The sequence below is a fragment of the Pseudomonas sp. Y3 TE3536 genome, from assembly GCF_053629175.1.
Genome location: NZ_JBRJHU010000001.1, coordinates 4,386,012 through 4,412,897, shown reverse-complemented (window position 1 = coordinate 4,412,897; position 26,886 = coordinate 4,386,012). Strand labels below are relative to the sequence as shown.

The window sequence follows — 26,886 nt, the reverse complement described above, 5'->3', positions numbered from 1 at the left end:
CCCGCGAACACCGGCGAAGCCGGTGCCATGCACCGCGTAGCTTCATTCGCGGGACAAGCCCGCTCCCACAATGTGAACTGCCCCCAAGAGGCTGGGCAGTTTCCCTGAAAGTCAAAACGGCAACGTCAGCTTCACCCAATACGCGTCCCCTTGGGCGCGGTTACGCACTTCGGTCTCCTTCGACCATTTCGCCGTCACAAACCACCCTCCCTCGCCGCTGTATTTGATCGACGGCCCGATGGCAAAGCTGCGCCCTTTGTTATCTTCAATACGTTCGCCGTCCTGGCGGTCGTCAGTCGTCTGGCGGTAGTAATAACCACCTACCCCCAACACCCACCCGTTGCCCAGCCCCCACCCCACCGCATAGTCGACATGAAACTCCTGCCCAGACCGGTAATCGGTATCCGGGTTGCTGCGGTTGAAGTCGTACATCACCTTGGCATCCAGGTTGAGCCCTACGGGGTCTACGTAGCTCATCGCGTACACCGGCTCGAACACCCAGTAGTTGCGCCCAGGGTTGGCCAGGTCGTGTTTGTCGTAACGGCCCGTGGGCGCAATCATGTCGAAGGCCAGGATGCTGTGGAACTTGTCGCTGTGGTGAAAACCCAGCGCCGGGCCAAAAATCACATCCCCCAGGCCACGGTTGTGCTGCGACTGGCCATCGACCGAAACATTCAGGTCCACCAGCGGCACTATCGCGTGCAGCGCAAGGCTGCCGCCCAATACCGTGTAATCACTCACCCAGATCAGGCGTGGCACGATCGCATTGGCGCGCACGCGAAAGTCTACCGGCAGCTTGCTGCCGTCGTTACCACGCAGGTTGTCGGCCTCATAGTGATTGACGAACAACTGGCCATAGACACCCGGCGGCGGCATGGCGCCGGACATGTAGTTCTCGGCACCGAGCGGGTACGACGTGCCGCCCCCTTCGGTGGCCTGTGAAAGGTTGGCTGCACCGAACAGCGTGGCGCAGGCGGCAAGGCGTAGCAGGTTGGCAAGCTTCGGGTTCATCGGGTCAACCTTTGTTGTTGTTATCGGTCGTGCAATAAGCCGGTCAGATGCGCTTGAACAGCGCCGAACGCTGGCCTTCACCTGCGGCATCAGCAGCGCTGTAGAAGCGCTCCATGAAGATGTCGCGCTCGAACAGGCGGCCCTGCATCAGGCAACTGATGGCGGCGTCGATCATCGGTGGCGGGCCGCACAGGTAGGCCTTGTGGCCGTTGAAGCGGCCGTCGAAATGCTGCTTGGCAGCGTCGTGCACATAGCCGCGTACCCCCTGCCACTGCTCATCCTCGGCTGCCTGGCTAAGGGCTGGCACATAGCTGAAGTTGGCATGGCGGGCCGCCAGCGCTTCGAACAGCTCGCGGTTGTACAGTTCGGCGCGGGTACGTGCGCCCTGGAACAAGGTGATGTGCCGCGTGTCGCCCCGCGCCAGCAAGTCGAGGATCATCGACTGCGGGCTCGACAGCCCTGAGCCACCGGCGATGAAGATCAGGTCACCCGGTTGAGCGCTGCGCACGAAAAACTGCCCGTAAGGGCCGGACAGGCCCAGCGCGTCACCCACCTTGAGCTGCCGGTGAATGTGCCCGGTCGCCACGCCGCCTTCCACCAGGCGCACGTGCAGCTCCACCTCATCGGGCCGGTCAGGCGGGTTGGCCAGGGAGAACGCGCGGGTGCCTTCGATGCCAGGCAGCTGCAGGTTGACGTATTGCCCGGCCTGAAACGCCATCGGCCGGTCGAGCTTGAGGTGCACGCCGCGAATGGTCGGCGACAGCTCAACCAGTTGGGTGACCACGGCGCGGTAGTCCTGTACCGGCAAGCCGGCAAAGTCAGGGTCGACGTCGATGTCGGCCTCGATCACCAGGTCGCTTTGTGGAATGGCACAGCAGGCCAGCACCTTGCCCTCGTCGCGTTCCATGTCCATCAGGGCAAAGGAGGACGCCGCCCCCAGGTCGACCTCACCTTCCAGCACCTGGCACTTGCAGGTCGCGCAGGTGCCGTGGCCGCAGGCAAACGGCAACCAAACGCCCTGGCGCAAGGCAGCCTCGAGAATGGTTTGGCCTTCCTCCACCTCGATCTGTTCACCGGTGGGTTCGATGGTGACTTGATAGCTCATGGCAGCGCTCCTCAGTTATGGCTGCCGCCCAGGCCTTCAAGGCCGGGGGTATGCAGGTGCAGCAGGCTCTTGTGGACGACACCGTTGGCAGCCAGCCCACGGGACAGGTCAGGCGTGAATGGCTGTTCGTCCAGGCGCCAGCGCACGGCGGTGAAATCCACCTGCGCAGCATCGGGGTGCAGGGCAATGGCCGGCTTGACCACGTGCTCGATGAAGGCCGCGAACGGCTGCGCCGGGTCCACGGGCAGGGTGAACGGCGCGCAGAACAGCAGGTGGTTTTCCCAGCACAGATACACCAGCTGGGCGCCGTGGAAGTTGGCCTGAAGGTCCAAGGGTTGGGCGGTGTAGGCGCCGATGGCGGTCACGGGCATGGCAAGGTTCCTCTTGTTCTTGTATGGGCCCGGGCGCAGCAAGGCGCCCAGGCAGTTGCGGTGTTTTGGCGGTTCAGCCGGCCTTGCGCCCGGCACGTTGCAAGGCCTCCCAGCGCTGCTGCTCGGGCGAGCCCTGGTACTCGAAGTTGTCCTGCCCGGGGGCGATGTTGTAGTAGTCGCGCACCACCGCCTCGACATCCCCACCGCCACAGTTGCCCTGCAGGATCTGGTGCACCGGCAGCCAGGCCTGCACGTATTTGTCGGGCTCGTAGGCGAAGATGTCGCAGCAGCCATCGGAGCAGAAGTGGTAACGCTCGCCTTCGTGCACCAGGCTGCGGTGGCTCAGTTGCGTGGGCGCGTCCGGCTCGGTGAAGGCCAGCGGGATCTGGCAGATCTGGCAGAGCATTGGCAGGGTCGGGTTGTAGAAGCGCTCGCCGCGCGCCTGCAAGTCACGCCAATGCTCGTAACGCGGCCGGTAGTAGCGGTCGAACGTGTCTGGGTACTTGGCCGAGAGCCAGTCCAGCTCCTCGTCGGTGGGGATCCAAGTATGGAAGTTGGTGGCCTGGCTGTACTGGTAGAAGATCGACCAGGCCTGGTGGCTGATGTGTTCTTTGCCGATGGTGGTCTGCTCGACGTATTTCGGCGGGCGGATGCCATAGCGTTCTAGGTCCTTGAACAACGCGCCGCCAGCCTGTTCGAAGTACACCTCCCAGGCCTCGGCCCACGACATCACTTTGTTCGGCAGCATGTAGTCCATCATCATCCCGACCAGGGTCAGCAGCCGGTAGCCACGCCAGAACCATTTGTCGATCCAGCGCTGGACGATCGGCACGTTGTCCTCGTGCTGCTCGAGCAAAAACTTGATCACCTCAAGGCCCAGGGTCATGTGCCGGGCTTCGTCCGACTGCGCCGAGAAGCCGAAGGTGACGGTGGCCATGTCGCCGTTGAACGCGGCGCCGGACATGAACGGCACGAACAGCAGGTTGGTCAGCACGTACTCGAAGGAGAACGAGATGGCCGTGAGGAACTCGAACGGGCCAGCCGTGCGGGCGTCCTCGAAAAACGACTTGGGCACCGAGAGGAACCACACCCGGTCGTGCATGTGGGCAAAGTCATGCAGGCCGTTGAAGTGCTTGTTGTAGTGGCTCATCGCATGCACTTGGGTCTGCACGTGGCGCAGTTCGTCTATCGCCTGCATCTGGCAGGCCACCCGCGCACCGGCACCGCCAAAATGCCGGCCGACGCGGGCGAAGCCTTGGTAGGCCTGGTATTCCAGGGGCGTGACACCACTCAAAAACAGCTTCAACGCGTTGACGTAACGGGCATCGGAGATGTTCTGGTGGCCATTGTTCTGGGCGAAGGCGTCGAAGATCGCGTACAGCTTTTTCTCTTTTTCGGCCTGGTATTTCCAGTAGGCGTCCATGGTCAGGCGGAAGGGGTCTTCCCACTTGTCCCAGTCGGTGATCTTGATGCCCTCGAAGCGTTCGTAGGGGTAGATCGCGTCCTTGCTCTGGTAGCTCGGTTCCCAGCCCAGGTCACGGGTCAGGCAACGGTATTTGTCTTTCTGGTTGAGGCGCTTGGCGGCCATGGTGGCTCTCCGAATGCTGGTCGTTGGGTGGGTCAGTTCCAGTGCAGGGCGAAGCAGTCTTCGTCTTCCTCGACGTTGCCGCCGAGGGTGATGACGTCGATCAGCATTTCCTGCACGTCCCATTCACGGCCGGTCTTTTCCTCCACTGTGGCGCGGTGAATCTCCAGGCGCCCTTCGGCCTGCACGCGGATCATCGCGGGCTGGTGCTGGACGACTGCGTGCGGGTTGTCCTGGGTGATTGCCTCGACGATGTAGCGGGCGCTGTCGTTGTCCTGGAAGGCGATGTAGACGAGGGAAGTCATGCGGCGTCTCCACTGAGGCCGAGTTTTTTCAGGCGTGCGCCAAAGGCGCTGTCGATGGCATCGAGGGCTTCGCGCCCAGGGCCGACCTCGGCCAGCGGCAGCAGCGCCTCCCGTGCGCGCACGCGCCACTGGGCCACCCAGCCGTCGACCAGCTGGCGGTTGTGTGCGCTCTCCCCGACCACGGTCTTGACCAGCGCATCGACCCACCGCTGGCTCTCGGCAAACCACAAGCGCATGAACTCGGTGAGCATGCCGACCTGCCCTGCCCCGTCCGCCACCAGTTGTGCATCGAAGTGCTCGAACAGCAGCGGGTACAACAGCCCATCACTGACCAGGTTTTGCGCCAGGGTCAGCTCGAACCAGTCCTGCACCACCAGGCTGTCTTCGACATAGCGGCGCAGCCCTTGCCAGGCCGGTTCGTCCAGCCAGCGCTGCTTGGCTTCGGCCAGCAATGCCAGGCCGTCGTCTTCGAGTAGCAGGCCGATGCGCGACAGGTACTGGGCAATGGCCAGGCGGTCCATGGCCTGGAACATGTGCATCTGGGTGACGCTGGTACCGAAGGCGTCCGCGGCAATGCCGCTGTTGTTCATGTTGGCGCCCAGTTCGGCATGGCGTAGCGGCAGCAGTACGCGGGCGATCAGGGCACGGGTTGCGACGGGCAGGCTGGCCAGCAGTTCGCGCTTTTCGCAGAAGGCGAAGCTGTGCTCGGCGTTTTCCTGCATGCGTGCCCGGGCCTGCACGTAGGTGCCGTAGTAGTACTGGCGCGGGTCGCTGACGGCGTACCAGTCGGCCATGCACACGGCGGTGCGGCTGGGGTCGTTGAGCAGCTTGTCGGGCTGCCACAGCGGGCGGTAGTGGAAGTTGCTGGCGGCTTCGATGTCGAAGCTGGCTTCCTGGTAGCGGCTGGCAGGTTTATCGCCGAACCGCCGGCGGGTGTGGCTGAAGGTCTGGCGGATCGGCTCGACCGTGGCCGTCTTGATCTCGATACTCATGCAAGGCGTCCTGTACTTGTTGTTGTGGGGAAGCAATGCGCCGGCAAACGGCGCGTCAGTCGTTGTCGTCGTGGCGCTCGCCGTAACGCCACTTCTGCATGTCGGCATCGACGGCAGCGGCCATTGCGGCGTCCATGTGAAGCACCCGGTTGCTTTCGCAGAAGCGCGCGAAAGCAGCGCGTGGCAAAACCAGTTCGACGAACAGGTCCGGGTAGGCGATGGCAAAGTCGAACTCGACAAAGGCGGCGTCCGGCGCGCTGCGTACTCGGACGTAGCGCGGCATCTGCTCGAAGGGCGTGGTGGTTGGGGTCATCGGTTGTGCTCCGGTAAGGCTTGCAAGGGCTAGAGCAACCGCTGTGCCAGGCCTGCTTCCAGAGCAGTAAAAACAATTCAATCCATTGATTTAAAATGACTTTTGCACCAATCAAAGATAAGCCGAGACGCGATCAAGCGGCCGCCGCAGCCCGCCCGATTGATCATTTGCTCAATCGCGCAACGGCACTTCGAGCAAATGACCAACGCGTGCTGCGATTGACTTTTGCGCAGGTTTCAGGCGGTTTAGAAAGAAGAGATGACCCGAGCCTTGCCTGAGCCGCCGAGGTCGTCCCGGCGCGACCAACCACCCGCCCATGCCTGAGCGGAACGCGCCGATTCCCCATACAACTACAAGCAAGGGGCGCACGCGAATGATTACCCAGTACAGGGCGCCGGAACCTGCGCCGGCGCTGAAGGACCTCACCGAACGGGTGCGTTTCCTCGGCACCGAAGGCAAGATCTGGCTCGACGAACAACGCATGCTGCTGGTGCAGGCGGCGATGATGGCCGGCATGCGCCGCGAGCTGATCGAAATGCTCGGCGTCGAACGCGCCAAGGGGTTTTTCCTGCGCCTGGGCTACCAGTCCGGCCTCAAGGATGCCGAGCTCGCCCGCAAACTGCGCCCCAACGGCAACCCGGTGGAGATGTTTTTCATCGGCCCCCAGTTGCACTCGCTCAAAGGCATGGTCAAGGTCCGCCCGCTGCAGCTGGAGATCGACCTCGACAACGGCCATTTCTACGCCGACATCGAATGGCAAGACTCTTTCGAGGTGGAAAACTGCCAGCAAGAAAACCTTCAGTCCGAGCAGCCAATCTGCTGGATGCTGCTGGGCTACGCGATCAGTTACAGCTCGTTCTTCCTCGGCCGCCAGGTGCTGTACAAAGAGGTCAGCTGCCGCGGTTGTGGCGGCAGCGAATGCCGCATCATCGGCAAGCCGGTGGAGCAATGGGAAGACGCCGAAACGTTCATGCGCTACTTCCAGAGCGACCCGGTGATCGACGAGTTGCAGTCCTTGCAAGTGCAGGTGGCCAACCTGCGCCAGCGCCTGCAGTACGAATCGGGGCAGTTCTACGGCATCGGCCAGTCGGCGGTGTACCGGCGCTGCTGCGCGCTCACCGACAAAGTCGCCTCGGGCAAGGCCTCGGTGTTGCTGCTGGGTGAAACCGGCGTCGGCAAAGAAGTCATCGCCCGCAGCCTGCACCTGCGCAGCGAGCGCGCCGGCGCGGCGTTCGTCGCCCTGAACTGCGCGACGATACCGCCCGACCTGATCGAGGCCGAACTGTTCGGTGTCGAGAAAGGCGCCTACACCGGCGCCCAGCAGGCCCGCATGGGCCGTTTCGAGCGGGCCAATGGCGGCACCCTGTTCCTCGACGAAATCGTCGAGCTTACGCCACGCGCCCAGGCCAGCCTGCTGCGGGTGTTGCAGGAAGGCGAACTGGAGCGGGTGGGCGACAGCCGCACACGCCAGGTGGATGTGCGGGTGATCGCTGCCACCCATGAAGACCTGGAGCAGGCTGTCAAGGACGGGCGTTTTCGCGCCGACCTGTTCTACCGGCTGAACGTGTTCCCGGTACGCATCCCCGCACTGCGCGAGCGCCGCGAGGACATCCCGCTGCTGATCGAGCACTTCCTCGGGCGCCTGCATGAAAGCTACGGCAAGAAAACCCGCGGCCTCAGCGACCGGGCCATGGAGGTGTGCCTGCATTACGACTGGCCGGGCAACATCCGCGAGCTGGAAAACCTCATGGAGCGCGGCGTGATCATCACCGACGAAAACCAGAGTATCGGCCTGGATGCGTTGTTCCCGCATGCACCGCCCGCCATCGACAGCATCGGCCTTGGCAGCGATGGCCGGCTGGTGGCCGACAGCGACCTGCAAACGCCGGGCTGGGTGGCGCAGATCTTCGACAGCGGCACCGGCCTGGATGCCGTCGAGGAGGCGCTCATGCAAGAGGCCATGGCACGCTGCCGGCAAAACGTTTCGGAAGCGGCGCGGCTGCTCGGCATGACCCGCCCTGCCCTGGCCTATCGGCTGAAAAAGGCACCCGGCGAGAGCGTGGCCGGTAAGCCTTGAGCATTTGGGGCTGCTTTGCAGCCCATCGCGACGCAAGGCCGCTCCTACAACAGAACGCATCCCCCTGTAGGAGCGGCCTTGCGTCGCGATGGGCCGCAAAGCGGCCCCACCATTTCAGCGCCCACGCAAATACCGCAAGCGCATTGGCGCCATTCGCTGCCCTGCACTAGCGTTGTGCTATCCAGCCAGCCACTTGCCGTTCATGCGGAGCGAACACACAACATGCCGGATCTGCGCCCGAACCCGACGCTGAGCCTTGATTACCGTGCCGAACAGCCGATTTTCCAGGCCTTTGTGGAGCAGGCGAGTCGCTCGCCCGAGGCAACCGCGATCATTGCCCACGAAGCCACCTGCAGCTATCGACAACTTGAGCAGATCAGCCAGGGTATCGCCACGTACCTGCTCGAAAATGGCGCCATCGGTGCCGATCGGGTAGTGATTGTCGCAAGCCGCGGCGCGGCGCTGGTCTATGCCATGCTCGGCGCCTTGCGCGCCGGGCTGACCTTCACCGTCGCCGACGCCGCGTACCCGGCTGCGCGTATCGGCCAGATCATCCGCACACTCGAACCTGCCTTTGTAGTGCGCTGTGGCGACGCCGAGGTCGAACCTGGCCGTGCGCACTGCGTGAACGTGCCGCACGCCCCCGCCGATGCCCTGCAACACTTCGCCAGCCAGCCAGCGCCCCTGCCCGCAGTCAGCCCTGCTCAGCCGGCCTACATTACCTTCACCTCGGGCAGCACTGGCGAACCGAAGGGCATCGTCACCCATCATGCGCCGCTGGTGCACTTCGTCGACTGGCACGTGCAGCAGCATGGTTTTACCCAGGATGACCGCTTTTCGCTGCTATCCGGCTTGGGCCACGACCCGGTTTACCGCGATGTGTTCACGCCGCTGTCGATTGGCGCCACCATCCTCTGCCCGGCCCAGTCCACCCTGACTGACCCGTCGCGCCTGGCTGCGTGGATACACGACCACGGCGTGTCCGTCATCCACCTGACGCCGCCTTTGGGCAAACTGATCGAAACCGGCGCACGGATGAACGGGCTGCTGTTCGAACGCCTGCGTTACCTGTTCTGGGGCGGCGATGCGCTCAGCCCTACGCTGTACCAGCAGATGTGTGCGATTGCGCCACACGCCACCAGCGTGAACTTCTACGGCACCACCGAAACGCCACAGGCCATGGCCTTCCACGTGCTTGACCCGCACGCAGACAACAGCAAAATCCCGTTGGGCAAAGGCATAGGCGGCGCGCAACTGTTGCTCGTCAACGAGGCCAACCACCTGGTCGAAGCCGGCGAAGTCGGGGAAATCCTGATCCGCAGCCCCTACCTGTCGCTGGGGTATTGGGGCGACCCGGCTCTGACCCAGGAAAAGTTCGTGGTAAACCCGTTCACCGGCGCCCCGGCCGACCGCTGCTACCGCACCGGCGACCTGGGCACGTACCTGGCCGATGGCAGCGCCACTTTTCTGGGGCGCGGCGACAGCCAGGTGAAAATCCGCGGCCATCGCATCGAACTGGCGGAGATCGAAAACGCCATCACTCGACTGCCGCGCATCAAGCAATGCGTGGTGCTGGCCAACCATGACAACGCAAGTGTCAGGCTGGTCGCCTATTGCGTCGCCGATCAGCCCATAGCGACCGCTGAACTGCGCCAGGCCATCGCAGGCATGCTGCCAGACTACATGGTGCCGGCGATGTTCCTGTTCGTGCCGAGCATTCCACTCACGCCCAACGGCAAGATCGACAAGCGCGCCTTGCCTGCGGCTTTCGATGACAGCGCCTCCAGCACCCCACAGGCGCTGTCACCGCTGGCGTTGAAACTGACCGAGGCCTGGGCGCAGATACTGCAGGCTCCGCACATCGATGCCCGCCTCACCTTCGTGGAGCTCGGCGGCGACTCGCTGTCCTTCGTCCGCGCCTCGATGGTGCTCGAAGCGCTGATTGGCCACTTGCCGGATCGCTGGGAAATGATCCCGGTACAGGACCTGGCCGACCTGGCCGAACCAGGCACCCCGGCCAACACCTGGTCGATGCGGGTCATGGAAGTGCCGGTGTTCCTGCGCATGGTCGCCATTTTGCTGATTGTCGTCGGGCATTTGAATGTGTTCTCGGAATGGCGCATTGCTGGCGAGACGTCGGTGCTGTTCCTGATCTCCGGCATCAGCCTGGCCAGGTTCCAGTTCAAGGCCATCGATGAGCGCGGCGATGCGCGCATGCTGCTCAAGTCGCTAGCCGCCATCGCGGTGCCGACGATTCTGTACACAGTACTGGTGCAGGCGGTGTTCGACCGAGTCCACTGGCAATCACTGCTGTTGATCTCCAACTGGTTCCCGCCCGACAAGGTCGGCGTGTTCAATTACTGGTACATCGAAGTGCTGGTGCAGATGCTGCTGATCCTCGGTGTCGTGTTGTCGATCAAGCGTGTGCGCAAGGCGATCATCGCCAACCCGTTCCCCTGCCTCATCCTTGCCTCGTGCGCACTGGTGGTGGCCGATGTGCTGCTCAGCCGCTTCGTGTTCGACACCACAGCCCTGCTCAACCGGGTACCTCAGCATTACTTGGCCGTGATGGTACTGGGCATGGCCATTCACTACGCCGATACGTCGCTGCGCAAAGCGGTCGCCAGTGCGGTGGCGCTGCTGCTGATTGCCGAGCTCGACCTGGTGGCCCTTGCCGGCCTCGGCTGGCAGGCGTTTGCCCGTTACATCGATATCGCCCTGCCGGCGATGCTGGCCTTGATCTGGTTCCGGTCCGTGCCCGTGCCGGGCGTGGTCGCCAGAGCGGGCGCGATGATCGCCTCGTCCACCTTGTTCATCTACCTGACGCACTTCCAGTTCCAGTCGCTGGCACGGCGCATCGTCGATCAGCCGTTGTTCGCGGTGGCCCTGGCCCTTGTTGGTGGCGTGCTGGTGACGTACTGCTGGAACACGCTGACCCGGCGAGTCATTACACGCGTTAGCGGGCGGCGCAAGACGCGTGGGACACAGGCCGTGGAACGCGCGACCTCCCCTTGAAGCGGTAACGCTGTCGGCCCGCTGGTCATTGCCAAGCCTGAAACAGTTTGCATAAAATGCGAACCATTAACATTTGCAACTCTTTCAGGCGGCATGGATGAGCACCCCGGACGTAGCCTTCAATACCCAAGTCACCCAGCTCTACCGCGCGCAGAGCAAGTGGCTGCACGGTTGGCTGACGCCCCGGGTCAACTGCACCCACCTGGCCGCGGACCTGGTGCAGGACGTGTTCGTTCGGGTGATGTCGGCCGCCGACGCTGCGGCCAAGCTCGAAGCGGTACGTGAGCCCAAGGGCTACTTGGCCACCATCGCCCGTCGCCTGATGATCGACCACCTGCGCCGCGTGCACCTGGAACGGGCCTGGTTGCAGGTACTGGCCGAGCAACCCGAAGCGTTGGACATCTCGGCAGAACAGCGTGTTGCCCTGCTGCAGACCTTGTTCGAGCTCGATGCGATGCTGGCAGCGCTTGGCACCAAGGTGCGTGAGGCGTTCTTGCTTTCGCAGGTCGATGGCCTGCCCTATAAACACATCGCCACCCAGTTGGGCATCTCTGAAGTGACGGTGCGCCGCTACGTTGCCAAGGCGGCCGAGCACTGCATGATCTACAGCCTGACGCACGGCCAGTGAGCATGGCGCTGAGTACCGAGCAACTCGCGGCCCTGCGCCAGGCCGCGCACTGGTACAGCCAGCTCAACAGCGGTGAAGCGCAGCCCAGCGAGTACAGTGCCTGGCAGGCGTGGCTGAACGCTACCCCGGTCAATGCCTGGGCCTGGCAGCAAGCCGAGCGCTTGCAGACACGCATGAGCACCCCCCATGCCCCGGCAACCACGCGGGTGTTGGCCGTGGCCGCACACGGCCGCCACGCCTCCCGCCGCCGTGTGGTCAAAGCCGGCCTGGTGTTGCTTGGGGGCAGTGCCCTGGGCTTGGGCAGCAATCGCGAAATGCAGCACGCGCCGCTGTTGCCAGACGTGCGCAGTGGCGTGGGCGAACAGCGCTGGCTGACCTTGAAAAACGGCAGCACGGTGCTGCTCAACACCGCCTCCTCCGTTGACATCGACGAGACCCGCGAACAGCCGTCGGTGCGGCTGCGCCAAGGCGAAATCATGGTCGAGGTGCCCGCGCAGCAACGCTGCAGCGTGGTGACCCGGCACGGCAGCGTAGAGGCTGGCCACAGCCGCTTTTCCGTGCGGCTGCTGGACGACGCCGGCAAGCTCGAGGTGTTTGGCCAACAAGCACGCGTGGCGCTTGCCTCTGGCCAGGCGATGTCGCTGAACAGCGGCCAGGGCTGCCAGTTCAATGGCCAGGGCTTTTCTGCCGTGCAGGCCTTGGCCAGTGCCGCAGACGCCTGGAGCCGCGGCTTGCTGATCGTGAACGACCAGCGCCTCGACACCTTCATCAACGACCTCGCGCGCTATCGGCCCGGTTGGCTGCGCTGCGCGCCCTCGGTGGCCGGCCTGCGCATCAGCGGCACCTACCGGCTCAATGACACCGATCAGATACTGCGGGCGCTGACCACGTCCCTGCCGGTGCAGGTGCAGGCCCGCACCCGCTACTGGGTCACCGTCACCGCCGCATAAAAAAATGGCCAAGGCCTGATCACTTTGCTGCGGCTCATCCGACTCATAGGTAACCCCAGCCCTGGCTGACTCTTTACCTTTCAGAGAACAACGACGATGACCTGCCGCTTCACTCTCAGGCCGTTCAGCGCGCCAGACCTGCGCACCTGCCTGTTGCTGACTGCATTGCTCGGTGGGCCAGGCGCAGCCTGTGCCGCGCAAGTGCATGACTACCACCTGCCGCAGGGCGACCTGGGCGAGACACTGACCCGGTTTGCCGCAGCGTCTGGCATCGTCTTGTCGTTCGACACCCAATGGACGCGCGGCAAACGCTCCCCCGCCTTGAATGGCCAGTACCCGGTGGACCAGGCTCTGCAGATGCTGCTGAGCGGCACCGGCCTGCAGGCCGTACAGGAAAGCGACGGCCGCTACTCGCTGCTGCAAACCCACCAACAGGGTGACGTGGTGGAGCTGGCCCCCAGCCGCATCGACGGCCAGGGCCTGGGCAACATCACCGAAGGCACTGGCGCCTACACCACCGGCGGTTCGACCACCGCGACCAAGCTGCCGCTGACCCTGCGCGAAACGCCGCAGTCCGTCAGCGTGATCACCCGCCAGGCGATCGACGATCACGGCTCGCAAGACATCGGCGAAGTGCTGCGCAATACGCCCGGGGTGTCGGTGCAGGCATATGACAGCGAACGCATGGAATACTCCGCACGCGGCTTTGCCATCACCAACTACCAGTACGATGGCGTCAACACCATCTATGACGGGGTCTATGACGAAGGTGCGACCCACGTCGACATGGCCGCCTACGACCGCGTCGAGGTCATCAAGGGCGCGACCGGGCTAATGACCGGCTCCGGTGACCCCTCCGCCACGGTCAACTTGATACGCAAGAAGCCCACCCACGACTTCAAGGCCTCGATCACCGCCAGCGCCGGTTCCTGGGACAACTACCGCACCGAAGGTGATATCGCCGGCCCGCTCAACGCCAGCGGCAGCGTGCGCGGCCGCTTGGTCGGCGCGTACCAGGACCGCAAGTCTTACCTGGATCACTACAAACAGAAGAAGGACGTCTACTACGGCATTCTCGAAGCCGACCTGACGCCCGACACCCTGCTGACCTTCGGCATCGACAACCAGACCACCACGCCGCGTGGCGCTTCCTGGACTGGCAACCCGACCTACTTTGCCGACGGCAGCCGCACCGACTTTTCGCGGTCGCACAACCCAGGTGCCGACTGGAGCCGCCGCGACTTTCAGTCCACCACCTACTTCGGCTCGCTGGAGCAGGCCCTGGCCAATGACTGGAAGGTCAAGCTCAGCCTCAACCACATGATCAGCGACCATGACACCCGCCTGGCCTCGGCCAGCGGCGGCAACCCCAACCCTACAACCGGCGAAGACATGTTCTTCTACTGGGGGCGCTGGGAAGGCCACCGTGTGCAGAACACAGCCGACCTGAATGTGTCCGGGCCCTTCACCCTGTTCGGCCGCCAGAATGACCTGGTCGCAGGCTTCATGACCTCGCATTCGCGCCAGACCGGCGACACCTTCGACGGCAGTGCCTTCGCCCAGGTACCGGGCTCGATCTTCGACTGGAACGGTAAGATTGCGGTACAGGACTTCCCGAAAAACGGCGACTACACCACCACCCAGAGCCAGAACGGCGCTTACGTGGCCACGCGCCTGAGGCCAACTGACAACCTGTCGCTGATCCTCGGTACCCGGGTCAGCACCTTCAAATACAACGACGACCAGGATTACTACCCGACCTCGTCCCTGGATGACACCCACGCCAGCTACAAGCAACACGGCGTCGTCACCCCGTATGCCGGCGTGGTCTATGACCTGGACGATACTTACTCGGTGTACGCCAGCTACACCTCGATCTACCAGCCGCAGGTGTACAAGGACGTCAATGGCGCCACCCTCGACCCGGTGGAAGGCGATGGTTATGAAGCGGGCCTGAAGGCGGCCTATTTCGATGGTCGGCTCAACGCTACCCTGGCGTTTTTCCGGATCGAACAAGACAACGTCGCCTCCTCCGTCGGCACCAACCCGGTCACCAACGAGGGCATCTACAAAGCGATCGACGGCGCCACGACCCAGGGCGTCGAACTGGAGCTGGCCGGTGAACTGGCCCCAGGCTGGAACATCACCGCCGGCTACACCTACGCCCGTACCCGCGACGCCGACGACAACCGCCTGTTCGGCTTCCCGCTGGCGACCACCAAGCCTGAGCATGTGGCGCGGCTGTTCAACACCTACCGGCTGCCCGGCGCGCTGGACCGTGTCACCGTCGGTGGTGGGCTACGTTGGCAGAGCGCGTTCTACGGCACTATCTACAGCCCGACGGCTGGCGACTACACGCGCATCAAGCAAGGGGGTTACACCTTGGTGGACCTGATGACCCGCTACCAGTACAGCGAGCACCTGAGCTTCACGGTCAATGCCAACAACGTGTTCGACAAGGTGTACCTGACCGGGCTGGGCAACTTCGACACCACCTACTACGGCGAGCCACGCAACTTGATGGTCACGACCCGCTGGGATTTCTGAGGCTGCTGGTGGTGTAGGAGCAGCCTTGTGCTGCGAAGAGGCCGGTGCATAAGGCCTAGATGTGAGGGGCCTGCACCGGCCTCTTCGCAGCGCAAGGCTGCTCCTACAAACAGCCCTAGGCCTGTCAGTTAGGGCCTAGGCCTGGGTGCTGACCATCCCACCCGCGCTGCTGCCACCGCTCTCTTGAAGCGCTTCGAGCAGTTGCGCGGTCGCCTGCATGATTTGCCCAGTCAGGGTGGCGATGCTGGCCTGCTTAGCGCTCACCGCAGCGGCCTTGGCAGTCTCTTCCATCTTCGATGCCATCAATGCGGCCAACTGCTTCTGCTCTTCAGCCAGCTGCTTTTGCAGTTCCTTGATCATCTGCCGCAACTGCTGCACCGCTGCCGACTCGTCGCTGCTCTCGCTGCCTTGGGCCGACTCCGCCTGGCCACCGCCACCCACCTTCAAGGTGTCGCCACTGATGCTCAAAGGCCCGCCTTTTTCGCTCTGCGCGGCCTGCTTGGCCTGCTCGCGCTCGGCGGCCGCCGCGGCGCTCATCGCCTGGGCGGAAACACCGTTGATGTGGAGGTTACTCAAAGATATTGCTGTCATGCCGATTCCCTGCCTTCAGGTGAGTCCTTGCCTTGACCCCCTATCGGCCGCCGGACGCAGTTCTTTAGCCAGCGGTGACAAAACCCTGTAACCCCACCAGTAAATTCCCCCTCGTGTGGCTCGTTCCAACACATGTACTTGCGCAGGAGCCGGAGCCCCGGCGGGCGTCCACATTCGACCATTCAGGGAATCGCAGCCATGAGCCAGTCCTCACAGCAGGAAACAATCAAAGATCTGATCGGCGTGGGCTTCGGCCCTTCCAACCTGGCCTTGGCCATCGCCCTGGAGGAGCTCGCTCAGTCCCAGGGCCATGCCCTGGACGCGCTGTTCATCGACAAGCAAAAAGACTACCGCTGGCACGGCGAGACCCTGGCGACCCAAAGCGAGCTGCAGATTTCGTTCCTCAAGGACCTGGTCTCGCTGCGCAACCCCACCAGCCCTTACAGCTTCGTCAATTACCTGCACCAGAAGCAGCGCCTGGCCGACTTCATCAACCTCGGCACCTTCTACCCCTGCCGCCTGGAGTACAACGATTACCTGCGCTGGGCTGCCGAGCACTTCGCCACCCAAGCCGTGTACGGCGAAGAAGTGGTGCGCATCGAGCCCGAAGTGACGGCCGGCCGGGTCGAGCACCTGCGCTTGGTCTCGCGTGACCAACAAGGCCGCGAATACAGCCGCCGCACGCGCTCGGTAGTGGTCGGCAGCGGCGGTACGCCGAAAATTCCGGAAAAGTTCGGCGCCTTCAAAGATGACCCACGCGTCTTCCACCACTCCCAGTACCTCAGCAGCCTGAACAAACTGCCGTGCACTGAAGGCAAGCCGATGCGCATCGCGGTGATCGGCTCTGGCCAGAGCGCCGCCGAGGCCTTCATCGACCTCAACGACAGCTACCCGTCGGTCAAGGTCGACATGATCCTGCGCGGCTCGGCACTCAAGCCGGCCGACGACAGCCCGTTCGTCAACGAGATCTTCTCCCCAGGCTATACCGACCTGGTCTACAACGAGCCGGCCGACCAACGCAGCAAGCTGCTGGGCGAGTACCACAACACCAACTACTCGGTGGTCGACCTGAACCTGATCGAACGCATCTACGGCATCCTCTACCGCCAGAAGGTCGCCCACCAGTTCCGCCACAACGTGCTGTGCCGGCGCCAGGTGGAAGCGGTGGTGGCCACCCGCGAAGGCCTGGAACTGACCCTGCGCGACCTCGCCACTGGCCAGCACCAGACCCACCGCTACGACGCGGTGATCCTGGCTACCGGCTACGAGCGCCGCTCGCACCGCGACCTGCTGGCACCACTGGCGGGTTACCTGGACGACTTCAGCGTCGACCGCAACTACCGGGTACTGGCCAGCCCAGACCTGCAGGCGTCGGTTTACCTGCAAGGTTTCTGCGAGAACAGCCACGGCCTGAGCGACACCTTGCTCTCGGTGCTGCCCGCCCGCGCCGCCGAGATCGGCCAGGCGCTGTACCAGGACCTGTCGCGCCTCAATGGCCGTTCGCAACCGGCTGTCGCCCTGACCAGCGCCTGATTCCCGCCTTTACTCGCCGGCCTGTCGCCCTGCGCGAAGGCCGGCTTGTGCTTTCTGAAACATTTGCTTGCATTTAAAACGGCAGGATTTCCATTCTCATTCGTCTTTATAAGTGCAGCCCTCTTGGTTGGGCATAAGCTCGACTACACATTTCAGAAGACGATCAGATGGCCAAATCCCCGAAAAAATCCAAATCCAAGTTGTGGTTCCTGGTCCACAGCTGGCTCGCCCTCCCGATCTGGTTCTTCGTGCTGATCGTCTGCTTTACCGGCATGCTCGCCGTGGTCAGCCAGGAGATTGTCTGGCTGGCCAACCCGGACGTGCGCGCCAGCAAGCCTGACGGCGATGCCGAACGCCTGAGTTACCAGCAGGTGCTCGATGCCCTGCACAAGGCCGAGCCGGACATGGCCGTGGAGTCGCTGAGGCAGCCGGATGGCTCGCACTTCGCCCTGACCGCCGATGTGACCTTCCCCGACGGCACCAGCCCAACGCTCTACGTCAACCCGTACACCGGGGCCATCCAGGGCAAGAGCCCGGACTTCAACTTCGAAGGCTTCACCCGCGCCTTGCATGGCTGGTGGCTGGTGCCCTTCACCAATGGCTTCAGCTGGGGTTGGTACCTGGTCTCGATACTCGGCCTGCCGATGCTGGCCTCGCTGGTCACAGGCCTGGTGGTCTACAAGAAATTCTGGAAGGGCTTCTTCAAGCCCGTTCGCACCGGCCATGGCTCACGCATCTTCTGGGGTGACCTGCACCGGCTGGCCGGGGTTTGGTCGATCTGGTTCATCGCGGTCATTTCCATTACCGGTACCTGGTTCCTGATCCAAGCGATTTTGTTCGACAACAACATCAGCATCTCCAGCCGACCTATCGTGCCGGTCATCGCCCGTGAGGATGTGCCGCAGACAGCCGATGGCAGCCAGGCACCGCGCATCGATGTGGATGAAGCGGCGCGCATCGCCGGCTTGGCGATCCCGGGCCTGGAGATCAGCTCCGTCTCACTGCCGGCTACTGCCTACAGCCATGTCACCCTGGGTGGCCGCGGCTGGTACCCGCTGATGTTCCAGTCGGCCGCCGTCAACCCCTACACCAGCAACGTCGACAGCCAGTTCCTGATCAGCGACCGCTCTGCCCTGGAGTTCGTCACCGAGTCCATGCGCCCCCTGCACACCGGCGACTTTGGCGGCCTGGCGATCAAGCTGATCTGGTTCTTCTTTGGCCTGGTCCTCACCCTGATGGTGTTCAGCGGCCTGTTGATCTGGACCAAACGCACCGCCCAGGCGACCGCCGCCGCCCTCAAGCGCAGCGAGCGTGCGCCACGCGCGGCCAGCCGTGAAACCACCGTGGAGATCCGCCCATGAGCCAGGCCAAGACCCTGCCCGCCAGCCCGCTCAAGCAGTGGTGGCTGAAATGGCGCTTCCACCTGAACATCCTGCTGATCCTCATCCCGCTGGGTTTCATGCCCAAGTACTTCGAAAACGCCAGGCTGTTCCGTGGCGACGCCGGGCTGGGGGCGAACGTGATCAGCGACATCCAGGTCGGCCCCTACAGCCTGAACTTGGCCGAACTGCGCGACGAGGCACCACGCGCCGACGGCCCGGCCGGCCATTTCAAGTCGTTCAGCGCCTCGCTGTGCAAGGCCTGCATCAATGACGTCAAGGCCGTCTACCTGCGCATCGGAAAACCGCGCAGCCTGCGCGCTGCTGGCACCATTTTCTTCGGCGCGCCGTACCGCATGGGCACCAACCTGCTGATACCGCCGCGTACCCAGCCTGATGCACAGATCTGGATCACCCTCGAAGGCTGGGACGGCAGCATGCACCAGGCTTCGGTCCCCCTGGCCAAGGCATCGCCCGCCACCGTGGCCTGGCTCGAGAAACAAGGAGGCAAGAAATGAAACACCTGATGCGCAAGCTCGCCCTGCCCTTGCTGGTACTGGCCGCCGGCCCTGCCCTGGCCCACAACCCGATGTGCGAATGCGAAGAAGTGGCCAGCGGCCAGGTCAAATGCACCGGCGGTTTCTCGGATGGCAGCGGCGCCCCTGGGGTGACCCTGGATGTGATCGGCTATGACGAGCAGGTGCTGGTCGGCGGCAAGCTCGGCGACGACTCGACCCTCACCTTCAAACGCCCCGACGGTGAGTTCTACGTGCTGTTCGATGCAGGCCCTGGGCATGTCGTCGAAGTCGACTACGCCGACATTGCCCAACCATGAACAGCCCGGCCATGAATAGCCCAGCCATGAATAGCCCAGCCATGAACCGCGCCCAGGTAGTCCGCCCGGCCGGCGCCGGCCACGAAACCCTGTACGTGCTGCTGGTCAGCCTGCTGATCGTGGTGCTTGCCGCCACGGTGGTGATGCTGCGTGGCGAACGCGAGGACGAACAGACCATCGCCAGCCACCAGATCGACGCCCGCCGCGACCTGACCCCCGCCGAACAAGGCCTGTACACCGACCTGCGCGTGGCCTTCGACGAGATCCAGTTGCTGCGCGAGGAAACCGCCGCCGTGCCCAGCGTACAAGCCCTGGCCGACGACGGCTTGCCACCTTTTGTGGTCGATGCGGGCAGCCAGAGCCGCGGTGGCCACCAGTGGTCGTGGCTGGCAACTGGCGCCTACCTGGGCCGCAGCCAGGCCCCTCAGGTGGCCGGCAGCCTGCTGCTGATTCTGCCTGACGACAGCACTGGCCAGCCGGATGTGTGGCTACGCCGCGACAGCGCCGCCGTTACGCCGGACGACCTGGGCCACGCCGCCCTGATCGCCGCCGGCTGGCAACAGGTGGTCAGCCACTACGACGCCGGGGTCACCCGCGAACACCGTCACTGAACCCAAGGACTCCCCCATGTTCCGCTCCGCCCTCGCCCTGCTCCTGGCCCTTGCCCTGCCGGCACTGGCCCTGGCCGATAACGGCAAGCCACTGCGCATCGGCATTACCCTGCACCCGTACTACAGCTACGTCAGCAACATTGTCGGTGACAAGGCCGAAGTGGTGCCGCTGATCCCGGCGGGCTTCAACCCGCATGCCTACGAGCCGCGCGCGGAGGACATCAAACGCATCGGCACGTTGGACGTGGTGGTGCTCAACGGTGTGGGCCATGACGACTTCGCCGACCGCATGATCGCGGCCAGCGAAAAGCCCGGCATCGCCACCATCGAGGCCAACCAGAATGTGCCGTTGCTAGCCGCCACCGGCATCGCCGCGCGTGGCGCCGGCAAGGTGGTCAACCCGCACACTTTCCTGTCGATCAGCACCACCATCGCCCAGGTCAACAACATTGCCCGCGAACTGGGCAAGCTCGACCCGGACAACGCCAAGTTCTACACGCAAAATGCCCGCGCCTATGCCAAACGCCTGCGCGCCCTGCGCGCCGAGGCCCTGGCCAAGGTCACCGAAGCGCCCAGCGCGACCTTCCGCGTGGCGACCATCCATGCGGCCTACGACTACCTGGTGCGTGACTTTGGCCTGGAGGTCACTGCAGTGGTCGAACCGGCGCACGGCATCGAGCCAAGCCCGGCCCAGCTGAAAAAGACCATCGACCAGCTCAAGGCGCTGGACGTGAAAGTGATCTTCTCGGAGATGGACTTCCCGTCCGCCTACGTCGAGACCATTCAGCGCGAATCGGGCGTGCGCCTGTACCCGCTGACGCACATTTCCTACGGTGACTACACCAAGGAAAAGTACGAAGTGGAGATGAAGCGCAACCTCGATACCGTGGTCCGCGCCATCCAGGAGAACCGCGCATGACCGCCGCCGCCCACCTCGCCGCGGCCAATGGCCCGCGCATCGAGTTTGCCGGCATCGACCTGACCTTGGGCCGCACCCGCATTCTCGAACAGGTCAGCTTCAGCGTGGCGGCCGGCAGCGTGCATGCGATCGTCGGCCCCAACGGCGGCGGCAAAAGCTCGCTGATCAAGACCCTGCTCGGGCAGATGCCGCACCAGGGCCAACTGACCCTGCACTGGCCGAGCCCCCACGAAGTGATCGGCTACGTGCCCCAGGCGCTAGAGTTCGACCGTGGCCTGCCGATGACCGTGGACGACTTCATGGCCGCCATGTGCCAGCGCCGGCCCGCCTTCCTCGGCCTGTCACGCCGCGTGCAACCGGCCATCGATGCCGCGTTGGCCCGGGTCGGCATGCTCGACAAGCGCAAGCGGCGCATGGGCGCGCTGTCCGGCGGTGAACGCCAGCGCGTGCTGCTGGCACAGGGGTTGATTCCCGAGCCGCAACTACTGGTGCTGGATGAACCCATGTCGGCCCTCGACGAAGCGGGCATTCAGGTGTTCGAGCAGCTGCTGCACGGCTGGCGCCAGGCTGGCACCACCGTGTTGTGGATCGAGCACGACCTGGAGGCCGTGCTGCGCCTGGCCGACCGGGTCACTGGCCTGAGCCGCCAGGTGCTGTTCGACGCCCCACCCGCACAGGCCCTGACCCCAGAGCGCCTGCTTGGCCTGTTCTCCGTTCACCCGCGCAGCGAGAGCCTTGCCTCATGAGTTTTGAAGCATTTCGCCAACTGGTCCAGGAATGGGCCAACACCGGCTACCTGCCCGAGGCGCTGGCCTACGGGTTTGTGGTCAATGCCCTGTTGGCCGGCCTGATGATCGGCCCGGTGCTGGGCGGCTTGGGCACCCTGGTGGTGGTCAAGCGCTTTGCCTTCTTCTCCGAGGCGGTCGGCCATGCCGCACTTACGGGGGTTGCCATTGGCATCCTGCTGGGCGAGCCGTATACCGGCCCTTACGGCAGCCTGTTCGGTTACTGCCTGCTGTTCGGCATCTTGCTCAACTTCCTGCGTAACCGCACCGGGTTGTCACCGGATACGCTGATCGGCGTGTTCCTGTCGGTGTCCCTGGCACTGGGTGCGAGCCTGCTGCTGATGCTGGCGGGCAAGATCAACGTGCACATCCTCGAAAACGTGCTGTTCGGCTCGGTACTGACGGTCAGCGCCCAGGACCTGGTGGTGTTGGGTATCGTCGCGGTGCTGGTGCTGGCGCTGGCCTTGCCGCTGTACAACCGCATCATGCTGGCCAGTTTCAACCCGCAACTGGCGGCGGTACGCGGGGTGGCGGTGAAGACCCTGGACTACCTGTTCGTGGTGCTGGTGACCCTGGTCACGGTGGCGTCGGTGAAGGTGATCGGGGCGATTCTGGTCGGTGCGCTGCTGGTGATTCCGGCGGCTGCGGCACGCCTGGTCAGCCAGTCGCTCAAGGGCTTTTTCTTCATTTCGGTGCTGATCGCCACGCTGAGCACCCTGCTCGGCATCTTGTTGCCGATCGTTTGCGACCTGCCGGTACCTTCCGGCGCTGCGATCATTCTGGTCGCCGGCATTTGCTTCGCCTTGGCCGCACTGGCCCGCGCGCTTGTTCCACGCCTGCAAGGAAACCCGGCATGAACCTGAAACAGCTGACCTTGGCACTGACCCTGGCGGGCCTGCCTTCGCTCTCTTTTGCCACGCAAGTGCTCACCACCTTGCCCGTGACTCACAGCCTGGCCACGGCCCTGCTCGACGGCACTTCGGTGCAGCTCAAGCGCGCAGCGCCTGCCAACCTGCCGGCCAGCCGCCAACCTTCGTACTTCAGCAGCCGCGGCGGCGAAAGCCTGGCAAACGCCGCGCAACAGGCCGACGCAGTCATCGGGGTGCGCTCGATCTGGCGTGACGACCCGCTCTACCCGATGGCCCGGCGCAGCAATATCCGCATCGTCGAAATTGATGCAGCGCGCCCGGTGGACGGCGCCTTGCCAGGGATTGCGGTGACCGGCGACGACGCCTACGGCGCCTACCCGTGGCTGAACCCGACCAACCTTGGGCGCATGGCCGATGTGGTGGCCAATGACCTGGAACGGTTGTCGCCGGCCGACAAGGCGAAGATCCAGGGCAACCTGGCCGGCCTCAAGCGCCAGCTGCTGGAGCTGACGGCCAGCAGCCAGACCCAGCTGGCCGAGGTAGACAACTTGACCGTGGTCAGCCTGTCCGAGCGCTTGGGCTACCTGGCCAGCGGGTTGAACCTGGATGTGGTGGAGCAGGCGCTGCCGGCCGAGGGCAAGTGGGATGCGGCGGCGCTCAAGGCGCTGGGGGAAAACCTGAAAAGTCAGGACGTGGCATTGGTGCTGGACCATCGCCAGCCGGAGCCAGCGGTGGCTGAGGTGATCAAGGCTGCAGGGGCTCGGTTGGTGGTGGTGAACAGTGATGCCGATGATGCGGTGGCCGGGTTGAAGGCCAGTGTTGACCAAGTGGTTGGCGCCTTGAGCGAAAGCTGATGCCGCCTGTACTGGCCTCTTCGCGGGTAAACCCGCTCCCACAGGTCTCTGTCGGTGAGGGGCTTGGCCGGGAAGAGGCCTGTACAGGCCATCGACATTCAGCGCTTCATGCACCGCTGATATCGCTCATCCACCCTGCCCGCAAACCACGCGGTGGTGAGCTTGCGGGTAATCTTCGGGCTCTTCAGCTCGATCCCCGGCAAGATCGCACGCGCCACCGGTTTGCCTGCCGCCGCATCCGCCAGCTCGAACACACCGCTGTACAGCTTGCTGTCTTCAAAGGCCAGGCTGTCACCCGACTCCAGCTGGCTGCGAATCTGTGGGTTGCGCAAACCGAGCTTCACCCCCAATTTGCGCGCCGCCAGCTCGGTGGTACCGGGCATGATCGCGCCCGGGGCAATCAGGTCGCCATCCAGCGCCAGGCTGGTGCCCGTCACCTTGCTCAGCGCCGCCTGGAACGCCGCATTGCGGCTGGCGTACCAGCCTGCATTGAAATCAGCGAAGCGGTACAGCTGGCGATCGTAATGCGCCGGGTAGCCTAGCAGGTGAGCAATGCCGAAATACAGGCCGCCACGGCGGCTGAACACTTCCTGGCGGATCGTGCCGTCATAGCTGTAGGGGTAGTCCTTGGCGTGCTTTTCGGCGAAGTCGATGCTGACCTGCATCGGCCCGCCGGTGTGCACCGGGTTGAGCCCGCCCAGCAAGGTCTTACCCAGTGGCAGGCGGGCGATGACTTCGTCGTACAGCGCACTCAGTTGCTTCTCGCTGCGCACGGCCAGCAGCCGCTGCTGGTAGCTCTGGCCGTTGCCGGAAGGCGTCTTTAGCGCGCCATCCACCAGCAGGCGGGGAATGTGCAGGCGCGCGGCGCGGCGGTCGATTTCGTCGCGGGCGATGCGCCCGAGGTTGGGCACCTGTGGGTCGGCGTTGAAGGTCGACTCCTGCTCGGTCACCGCCAGTACCGCGCACAGGTTGCTTTTGCTAGGCGCAATGCGCTGGGCTTCGAAGGCCTGTTGAATGTCCTTGGCCCAGCCTGCACGGTCTTTGGCTTGCGCGGGTAATAAGCGCATCAGTTGGGCGCGCACCTTGGCAGGGTCCGCTTCAGGCTCTTCTTCACGACGCCCCGCGCAGCCTTGCAGCAGCGCCAGGGCCATCAGGGCCGTCGCCAGTAACCGCGCGTTCAGGGCTGCTCACCGACCAGGTAGGTCTTGCTGATATGGCGGAACTGCGGGTGGCTGGCACTGCCCATCAGTTCGAACAGCACCATCTCACGGGTGACGATGTGCGCCCCGGCTGCGCGCATGCGCGCCAGGCCCGCGGCCTTGCTGGCTGCGGTGCGGCTGTCACAGGCATCCTCGACCACGAACACCTGCTTACCCAACGCCAGCAGGCCGAGCACGGTTTGCAGCACACAGACGTGGGTCTCCATACCGCAGACGATCACCTGCTCACGTGCCATCAAACTGGCCGGCAAGCACTCGGCGGCCACACAGGAGAAATGGCTTTTTTCCACTACCTGGGCAGCAGGCGCTGCAGCGGTCAGTTCCGCCACGGTAGGGCCAAGCCCTTTGGGGTACTGTTCGGAAATGACCGTCGGCAGTTCCAGCTCCGCAGTCGCCGCCAGCAACCAGCGCGCTCGCGCCCGAGTGCCTTCGGGGTCGCTCATGGCGCCGATGAGTTTTTCCTGGATGTCGACGACCAGCAGCGTGGCCTTGTGTGGATCGATCAGCATTGTCTGCCCCTTGCCTGGGAAAAGGCCTAGCCTCCCCCAGGCAAGCGGTGACGTCAATCAGGCCGAAAGCCGATGTGGCTCAAGCGACGCGGCCAGCACGCCGAGCACACGGTCTTCGTGTTCGTGGATGAAGAAGTGGCTGCCGGGGAATATTTCCAACGAAAAGTCGCCCAGGGTTTCCTTGCGCCAGGCCAGCAGTTGCTCCTCGCTGGCCCGGTCGTCTTCGCCGCCCAGCACGTGCAGCGGGCATTGCAACGCTGGCCGCTGACGATAGGCATAGCGGCCGCACAGCAAAAAGTCGGCGCGCAGGATCGGCAAGGTCAGGCTCATCAACTCGGCATTGCCCAGCACTTCCTCTGGCGTACCGTTGAGTTCGCGCAATTCGCTGATCAGCTCATCGTCGCGCTTTGGGTCGCGCCAATTCTTACCATCGTAGTCTTCGCGCCGGGTGGGGGCGGCGGTGCCGCAGGCGAACAACGCCAACGGCGGCGCACACCCCAGCGCCTGTAGCTCATGGGCCAGCTCGAAGGCCAGCAGCGCGCCCAGGCTATGACCGAGCAAGGCATACGGCGCGCTGGCGGCCAGGCGTTGCTCGGCCGCCAATTGCCGGGCGAGCGCCTGCATGTCGGTCTGCAGCGGTTCGCCCATGCGCGCACCGCGCCCAGGCAGTTCCACCGGCCGCACCTGCAGCCAGGCCGGCAGCTTGCGCCGCCAGCGGCTGTAAACCATGGCGCTGGCCCCGGAATACGGCAGGCACAGCAGGTTCAGTGAGGTCACTGCGCTGCGGCTTCGGCCATCTTCTGGCGCAGGCTCAGCGGGCGCATGTCGGTCCAGACCTCGTCGATGTAGGCCAGGCAGTCTTTCTTCAGGCCGCTCTTGCCTACTGCTCGCCAGCCATTGGGGATTGCCTTGTAGTCGGGCCAGATCGAGTACTGCTCTTCGTGGTTGACCACTACCTGGAACTGGATATCGTCGCGGTCGAATACGGAAGTCATTGCCTGTCTCCTTGAGTGATAGGTGCCGGTACGCGCTTGGCGTAGGACGGTTCTCAAGTAGACGTAAGGCGGTGCGGGAAAATTAGGGGGTGATTGAAAGGGGCATGGCGTTGTTTTTGCTGCGCCTGGGAGATCGAGCGCCGCCCGCGCGGCGCATCGCGAGCAACGCTCGCTCCTACGTTTGTTTCGGGCCAGTTATTCCTGGGGCAAACGCGCGCGACCGCCTTGGCGCATGACGCGATATCGCGTCGAACAAACAAGGCGGTCGCGCGCGCCTGTCACAGGCGTTATTGGCCAAAAACAAACGTAGGAGCGAGCGTTGCTCGCGATGCGCCGCGCGGGCGGCGCTCGATCTCACAGGCGCCAAAGCAATAAAGACATGCCCTGTAACCCATCCCCTCACGCCCCCCGCAGCAAGTCATGGTCATCCAACAGCCGATAAGCCACCTGCGGATTACGCTCCAACCCCCGCCGAATCGCCGCCGGTATCAACTGCCGGGTCTTGCGGCAAAGCCCCGGTTGTTCATCCAGCTCGATGACGATCCCGCGCATGGTCCGCACCTCATTGAACCCCGGGGCAATGTGCACGCGGATGCCAAGGTTTTCATACATTCGCTGTTGCAGACGCTGCAGGTCTTCCAGGTCCTTGAGGTTCTCCAATCGCTCGAGCAGGCGCTTCTCCTCCTGCCGCGTGAGCAGGAGGATGCGCTGCGCCGCTGACGGCTGCTCGGCCATGTGCTCGCGGCCGCAGTTACAGGCGCCAGGGGGGCACGGTTGGCGAAGGTTGGGTGGTGTGCTCATGGGGCAAGCATAGCCTTCTTCGCCATCAAGCCCCAATTCGAACCTGTTAGGGCCAAAAGGGCCGCTGCGCGCCCCATCGCCGGCAA

General features: G+C 64.0%; 27 protein-coding genes. 14 read left to right on the top strand and 13 right to left on the bottom strand.

What is annotated here, in order from left to right:
- Window positions 1-111 precede the first annotated feature (111 nt).
- From AB7M33_RS20080 to AB7M33_RS20050, 7 genes are all read right to left on the bottom strand, one after another.
- Entirely contained in the window at window positions 112-1,011 is a 900-nt protein-coding gene (locus tag AB7M33_RS20080) for a SphA family protein (RefSeq protein ID WP_454243413.1), read from the bottom strand.
- Between the two features lie 43 nt (window positions 1,012-1,054).
- Entirely contained in the window at window positions 1,055-2,116 is a 1,062-nt protein-coding gene (locus AB7M33_RS20075) for an NADH:ubiquinone reductase (Na(+)-transporting) subunit F (RefSeq protein WP_265969705.1), read from the bottom strand.
- An 11-nt stretch (window positions 2,117-2,127) separates the two neighbouring features.
- Window positions 2,128-2,487, bottom strand: coding sequence for a phenol hydroxylase subunit P4 (locus AB7M33_RS20070; RefSeq protein ID WP_099428934.1), 360 nt, complete (start codon window positions 2,485-2,487; stop codon window positions 2,128-2,130).
- Window positions 2,488-2,560: 73 nt separating this feature from the next.
- On the bottom strand, window positions 2,561-4,075 hold the full coding sequence (locus tag AB7M33_RS20065; protein WP_454243412.1) for an aromatic/alkene/methane monooxygenase hydroxylase/oxygenase subunit alpha: 1,515 nt from the start codon (window positions 4,073-4,075) through the stop codon (window positions 2,561-2,563).
- Window positions 4,076-4,107: 32 nt separating this feature from the next.
- Window positions 4,108-4,377 carry an MmoB/DmpM family protein gene (locus AB7M33_RS20060; RefSeq protein ID WP_099428932.1) on the bottom strand — a complete coding sequence of 90 codons (270 nt, stop codon included), beginning with the start codon at window positions 4,375-4,377 and terminating at the stop codon, window positions 4,108-4,110.
- Window positions 4,374-5,369, bottom strand: coding sequence for an aromatic/alkene monooxygenase hydroxylase subunit beta (locus AB7M33_RS20055; protein WP_454243411.1), 996 nt, complete (start codon window positions 5,367-5,369; stop codon window positions 4,374-4,376). Before AB7M33_RS20055 ends, AB7M33_RS20060 begins: the two co-directional genes overlap by 4 nt.
- A 55-nt stretch (window positions 5,370-5,424) precedes the next feature.
- A complete protein-coding gene (locus AB7M33_RS20050; protein ID WP_265969703.1) occupies window positions 5,425-5,682 on the bottom strand; it encodes a phenol hydroxylase subunit in 258 nt (85 codons plus the stop codon).
- 373 nt (window positions 5,683-6,055) lie between these two features.
- Here AB7M33_RS20050 and AB7M33_RS20045 point away from each other — a divergent pair, with 373 nt between their 5' ends.
- The 5 genes from AB7M33_RS20045 to AB7M33_RS20025 all read left to right on the top strand — a co-directional run bounded on the left by AB7M33_RS20045 (window position 6,056) and on the right by AB7M33_RS20025 (window position 14,899).
- Entirely contained in the window at window positions 6,056-7,759 is a 1,704-nt protein-coding gene (locus AB7M33_RS20045) for a sigma-54-dependent Fis family transcriptional regulator (RefSeq protein ID WP_265969702.1), read from the top strand.
- A gap of 222 nt (window positions 7,760-7,981) precedes the next feature.
- Window positions 7,982-10,774, top strand: a complete 2,793-nt coding sequence (locus AB7M33_RS20040; protein ID WP_454243410.1) for an amino acid adenylation domain-containing protein — start codon at window positions 7,982-7,984, stop codon at window positions 10,772-10,774.
- 97 nt (window positions 10,775-10,871) lie between these two features.
- Complete coding sequence (locus AB7M33_RS20035; protein WP_454243409.1) at window positions 10,872-11,402, top strand: sigma-70 family RNA polymerase sigma factor; 531 nt, start codon at window positions 10,872-10,874, stop codon at window positions 11,400-11,402.
- 2 nt (window positions 11,403-11,404) lie between these two features.
- Window positions 11,405-12,352, top strand: coding sequence for a FecR domain-containing protein (locus AB7M33_RS20030; RefSeq protein ID WP_454243408.1), 948 nt, complete (start codon window positions 11,405-11,407; stop codon window positions 12,350-12,352).
- Window positions 12,353-12,448: 96 nt separating this feature from the next.
- A complete protein-coding gene (locus tag AB7M33_RS20025; protein ID WP_454243407.1) occupies window positions 12,449-14,899 on the top strand; it encodes a TonB-dependent siderophore receptor in 2,451 nt (816 codons plus the stop codon).
- 135 nt (window positions 14,900-15,034) lie between these two features.
- Here the strand turns inward: AB7M33_RS20025 and AB7M33_RS20020 are convergent, their stop codons facing one another.
- On the bottom strand, window positions 15,035-15,490 hold the full coding sequence (locus AB7M33_RS20020; protein ID WP_027596198.1) for a hypothetical protein: 456 nt from the start codon (window positions 15,488-15,490) through the stop codon (window positions 15,035-15,037).
- A gap of 198 nt (window positions 15,491-15,688) precedes the next feature.
- Between AB7M33_RS20020 and AB7M33_RS20015 the strand changes: the two genes are divergently transcribed.
- The 9 genes from AB7M33_RS20015 (at window position 15,689) to AB7M33_RS19975 (ending at window position 23,275) form a co-directional block, all read left to right on the top strand.
- Window positions 15,689-17,023 carry a lysine N(6)-hydroxylase/L-ornithine N(5)-oxygenase family protein gene (locus AB7M33_RS20015; protein WP_027596197.1) on the top strand — a complete coding sequence of 445 codons (1,335 nt, stop codon included), beginning with the start codon at window positions 15,689-15,691 and terminating at the stop codon, window positions 17,021-17,023.
- A gap of 167 nt (window positions 17,024-17,190) precedes the next feature.
- On the top strand, window positions 17,191-18,384 hold the full coding sequence (locus AB7M33_RS20010) for a PepSY-associated TM helix domain-containing protein (RefSeq protein ID WP_027596196.1): 1,194 nt from the start codon (window positions 17,191-17,193) through the stop codon (window positions 18,382-18,384).
- The gene (locus AB7M33_RS20005; RefSeq protein WP_027596195.1) at window positions 18,381-18,920 is read left to right on the top strand and encodes a hypothetical protein; all 540 of its coding nucleotides are present in this window, start codon (window positions 18,381-18,383) and stop codon (window positions 18,918-18,920) included. Before AB7M33_RS20010 ends, AB7M33_RS20005 begins: the two co-directional genes overlap by 4 nt.
- A complete protein-coding gene (locus AB7M33_RS20000) occupies window positions 18,917-19,237 on the top strand; it encodes a hypothetical protein (RefSeq protein WP_027596194.1) in 321 nt (106 codons plus the stop codon). The genes AB7M33_RS20005 and AB7M33_RS20000 overlap by 4 nt, the downstream gene beginning before the upstream one ends.
- A 41-nt stretch (window positions 19,238-19,278) precedes the next feature.
- Window positions 19,279-19,848, top strand: coding sequence for a DUF6162 family protein (locus tag AB7M33_RS19995; protein WP_099428923.1), 570 nt, complete (start codon window positions 19,279-19,281; stop codon window positions 19,846-19,848).
- A gap of 16 nt (window positions 19,849-19,864) precedes the next feature.
- Window positions 19,865-20,767, top strand: a complete 903-nt coding sequence (locus tag AB7M33_RS19990; RefSeq protein WP_027596192.1) for a metal ABC transporter substrate-binding protein — start codon at window positions 19,865-19,867, stop codon at window positions 20,765-20,767.
- Window positions 20,764-21,513, top strand: a complete 750-nt coding sequence (locus tag AB7M33_RS19985) for a metal ABC transporter ATP-binding protein (RefSeq protein WP_027596191.1) — start codon at window positions 20,764-20,766, stop codon at window positions 21,511-21,513. The genes AB7M33_RS19990 and AB7M33_RS19985 overlap by 4 nt, the downstream gene beginning before the upstream one ends.
- Window positions 21,510-22,409: a metal ABC transporter permease gene (locus AB7M33_RS19980; protein WP_027596190.1), complete on the top strand. Its 900-nt coding sequence runs from the start codon at window positions 21,510-21,512 to the stop codon at window positions 22,407-22,409. The genes AB7M33_RS19985 and AB7M33_RS19980 overlap by 4 nt, the downstream gene beginning before the upstream one ends.
- Window positions 22,406-23,275: a metal ABC transporter substrate-binding protein gene (locus tag AB7M33_RS19975; RefSeq protein WP_027596189.1), complete on the top strand. Its 870-nt coding sequence runs from the start codon at window positions 22,406-22,408 to the stop codon at window positions 23,273-23,275. Before AB7M33_RS19980 ends, AB7M33_RS19975 begins: the two co-directional genes overlap by 4 nt.
- Window positions 23,276-23,373: 98 nt before the next feature.
- Here the strand turns inward: AB7M33_RS19975 and AB7M33_RS19970 are convergent, their stop codons facing one another.
- From AB7M33_RS19970 to AB7M33_RS19950, 5 genes are all read right to left on the bottom strand, one after another.
- On the bottom strand, window positions 23,374-24,426 hold the full coding sequence (locus AB7M33_RS19970) for a DUF1615 domain-containing protein (protein WP_454243406.1): 1,053 nt from the start codon (window positions 24,424-24,426) through the stop codon (window positions 23,374-23,376).
- A gap of 26 nt (window positions 24,427-24,452) precedes the next feature.
- Window positions 24,453-25,004, bottom strand: a complete 552-nt coding sequence (locus tag AB7M33_RS19965; protein WP_265967845.1) for a hydrolase — start codon at window positions 25,002-25,004, stop codon at window positions 24,453-24,455.
- A 57-nt stretch (window positions 25,005-25,061) separates the two neighbouring features.
- Complete coding sequence (locus tag AB7M33_RS19960) at window positions 25,062-25,781, bottom strand: thioesterase II family protein (RefSeq protein ID WP_099428917.1); 720 nt, start codon at window positions 25,779-25,781, stop codon at window positions 25,062-25,064.
- Window positions 25,778-25,999 carry an MbtH family protein gene (locus AB7M33_RS19955; protein WP_003256222.1) on the bottom strand — a complete coding sequence of 74 codons (222 nt, stop codon included), beginning with the start codon at window positions 25,997-25,999 and terminating at the stop codon, window positions 25,778-25,780. Before AB7M33_RS19955 ends, AB7M33_RS19960 begins: the two co-directional genes overlap by 4 nt.
- 399 nt (window positions 26,000-26,398) lie before the next feature.
- Entirely contained in the window at window positions 26,399-26,800 is a 402-nt protein-coding gene (locus AB7M33_RS19950) for a hypothetical protein (RefSeq protein WP_454243405.1), read from the bottom strand.
- Window positions 26,801-26,886: the final 86 nt, after the last annotated feature.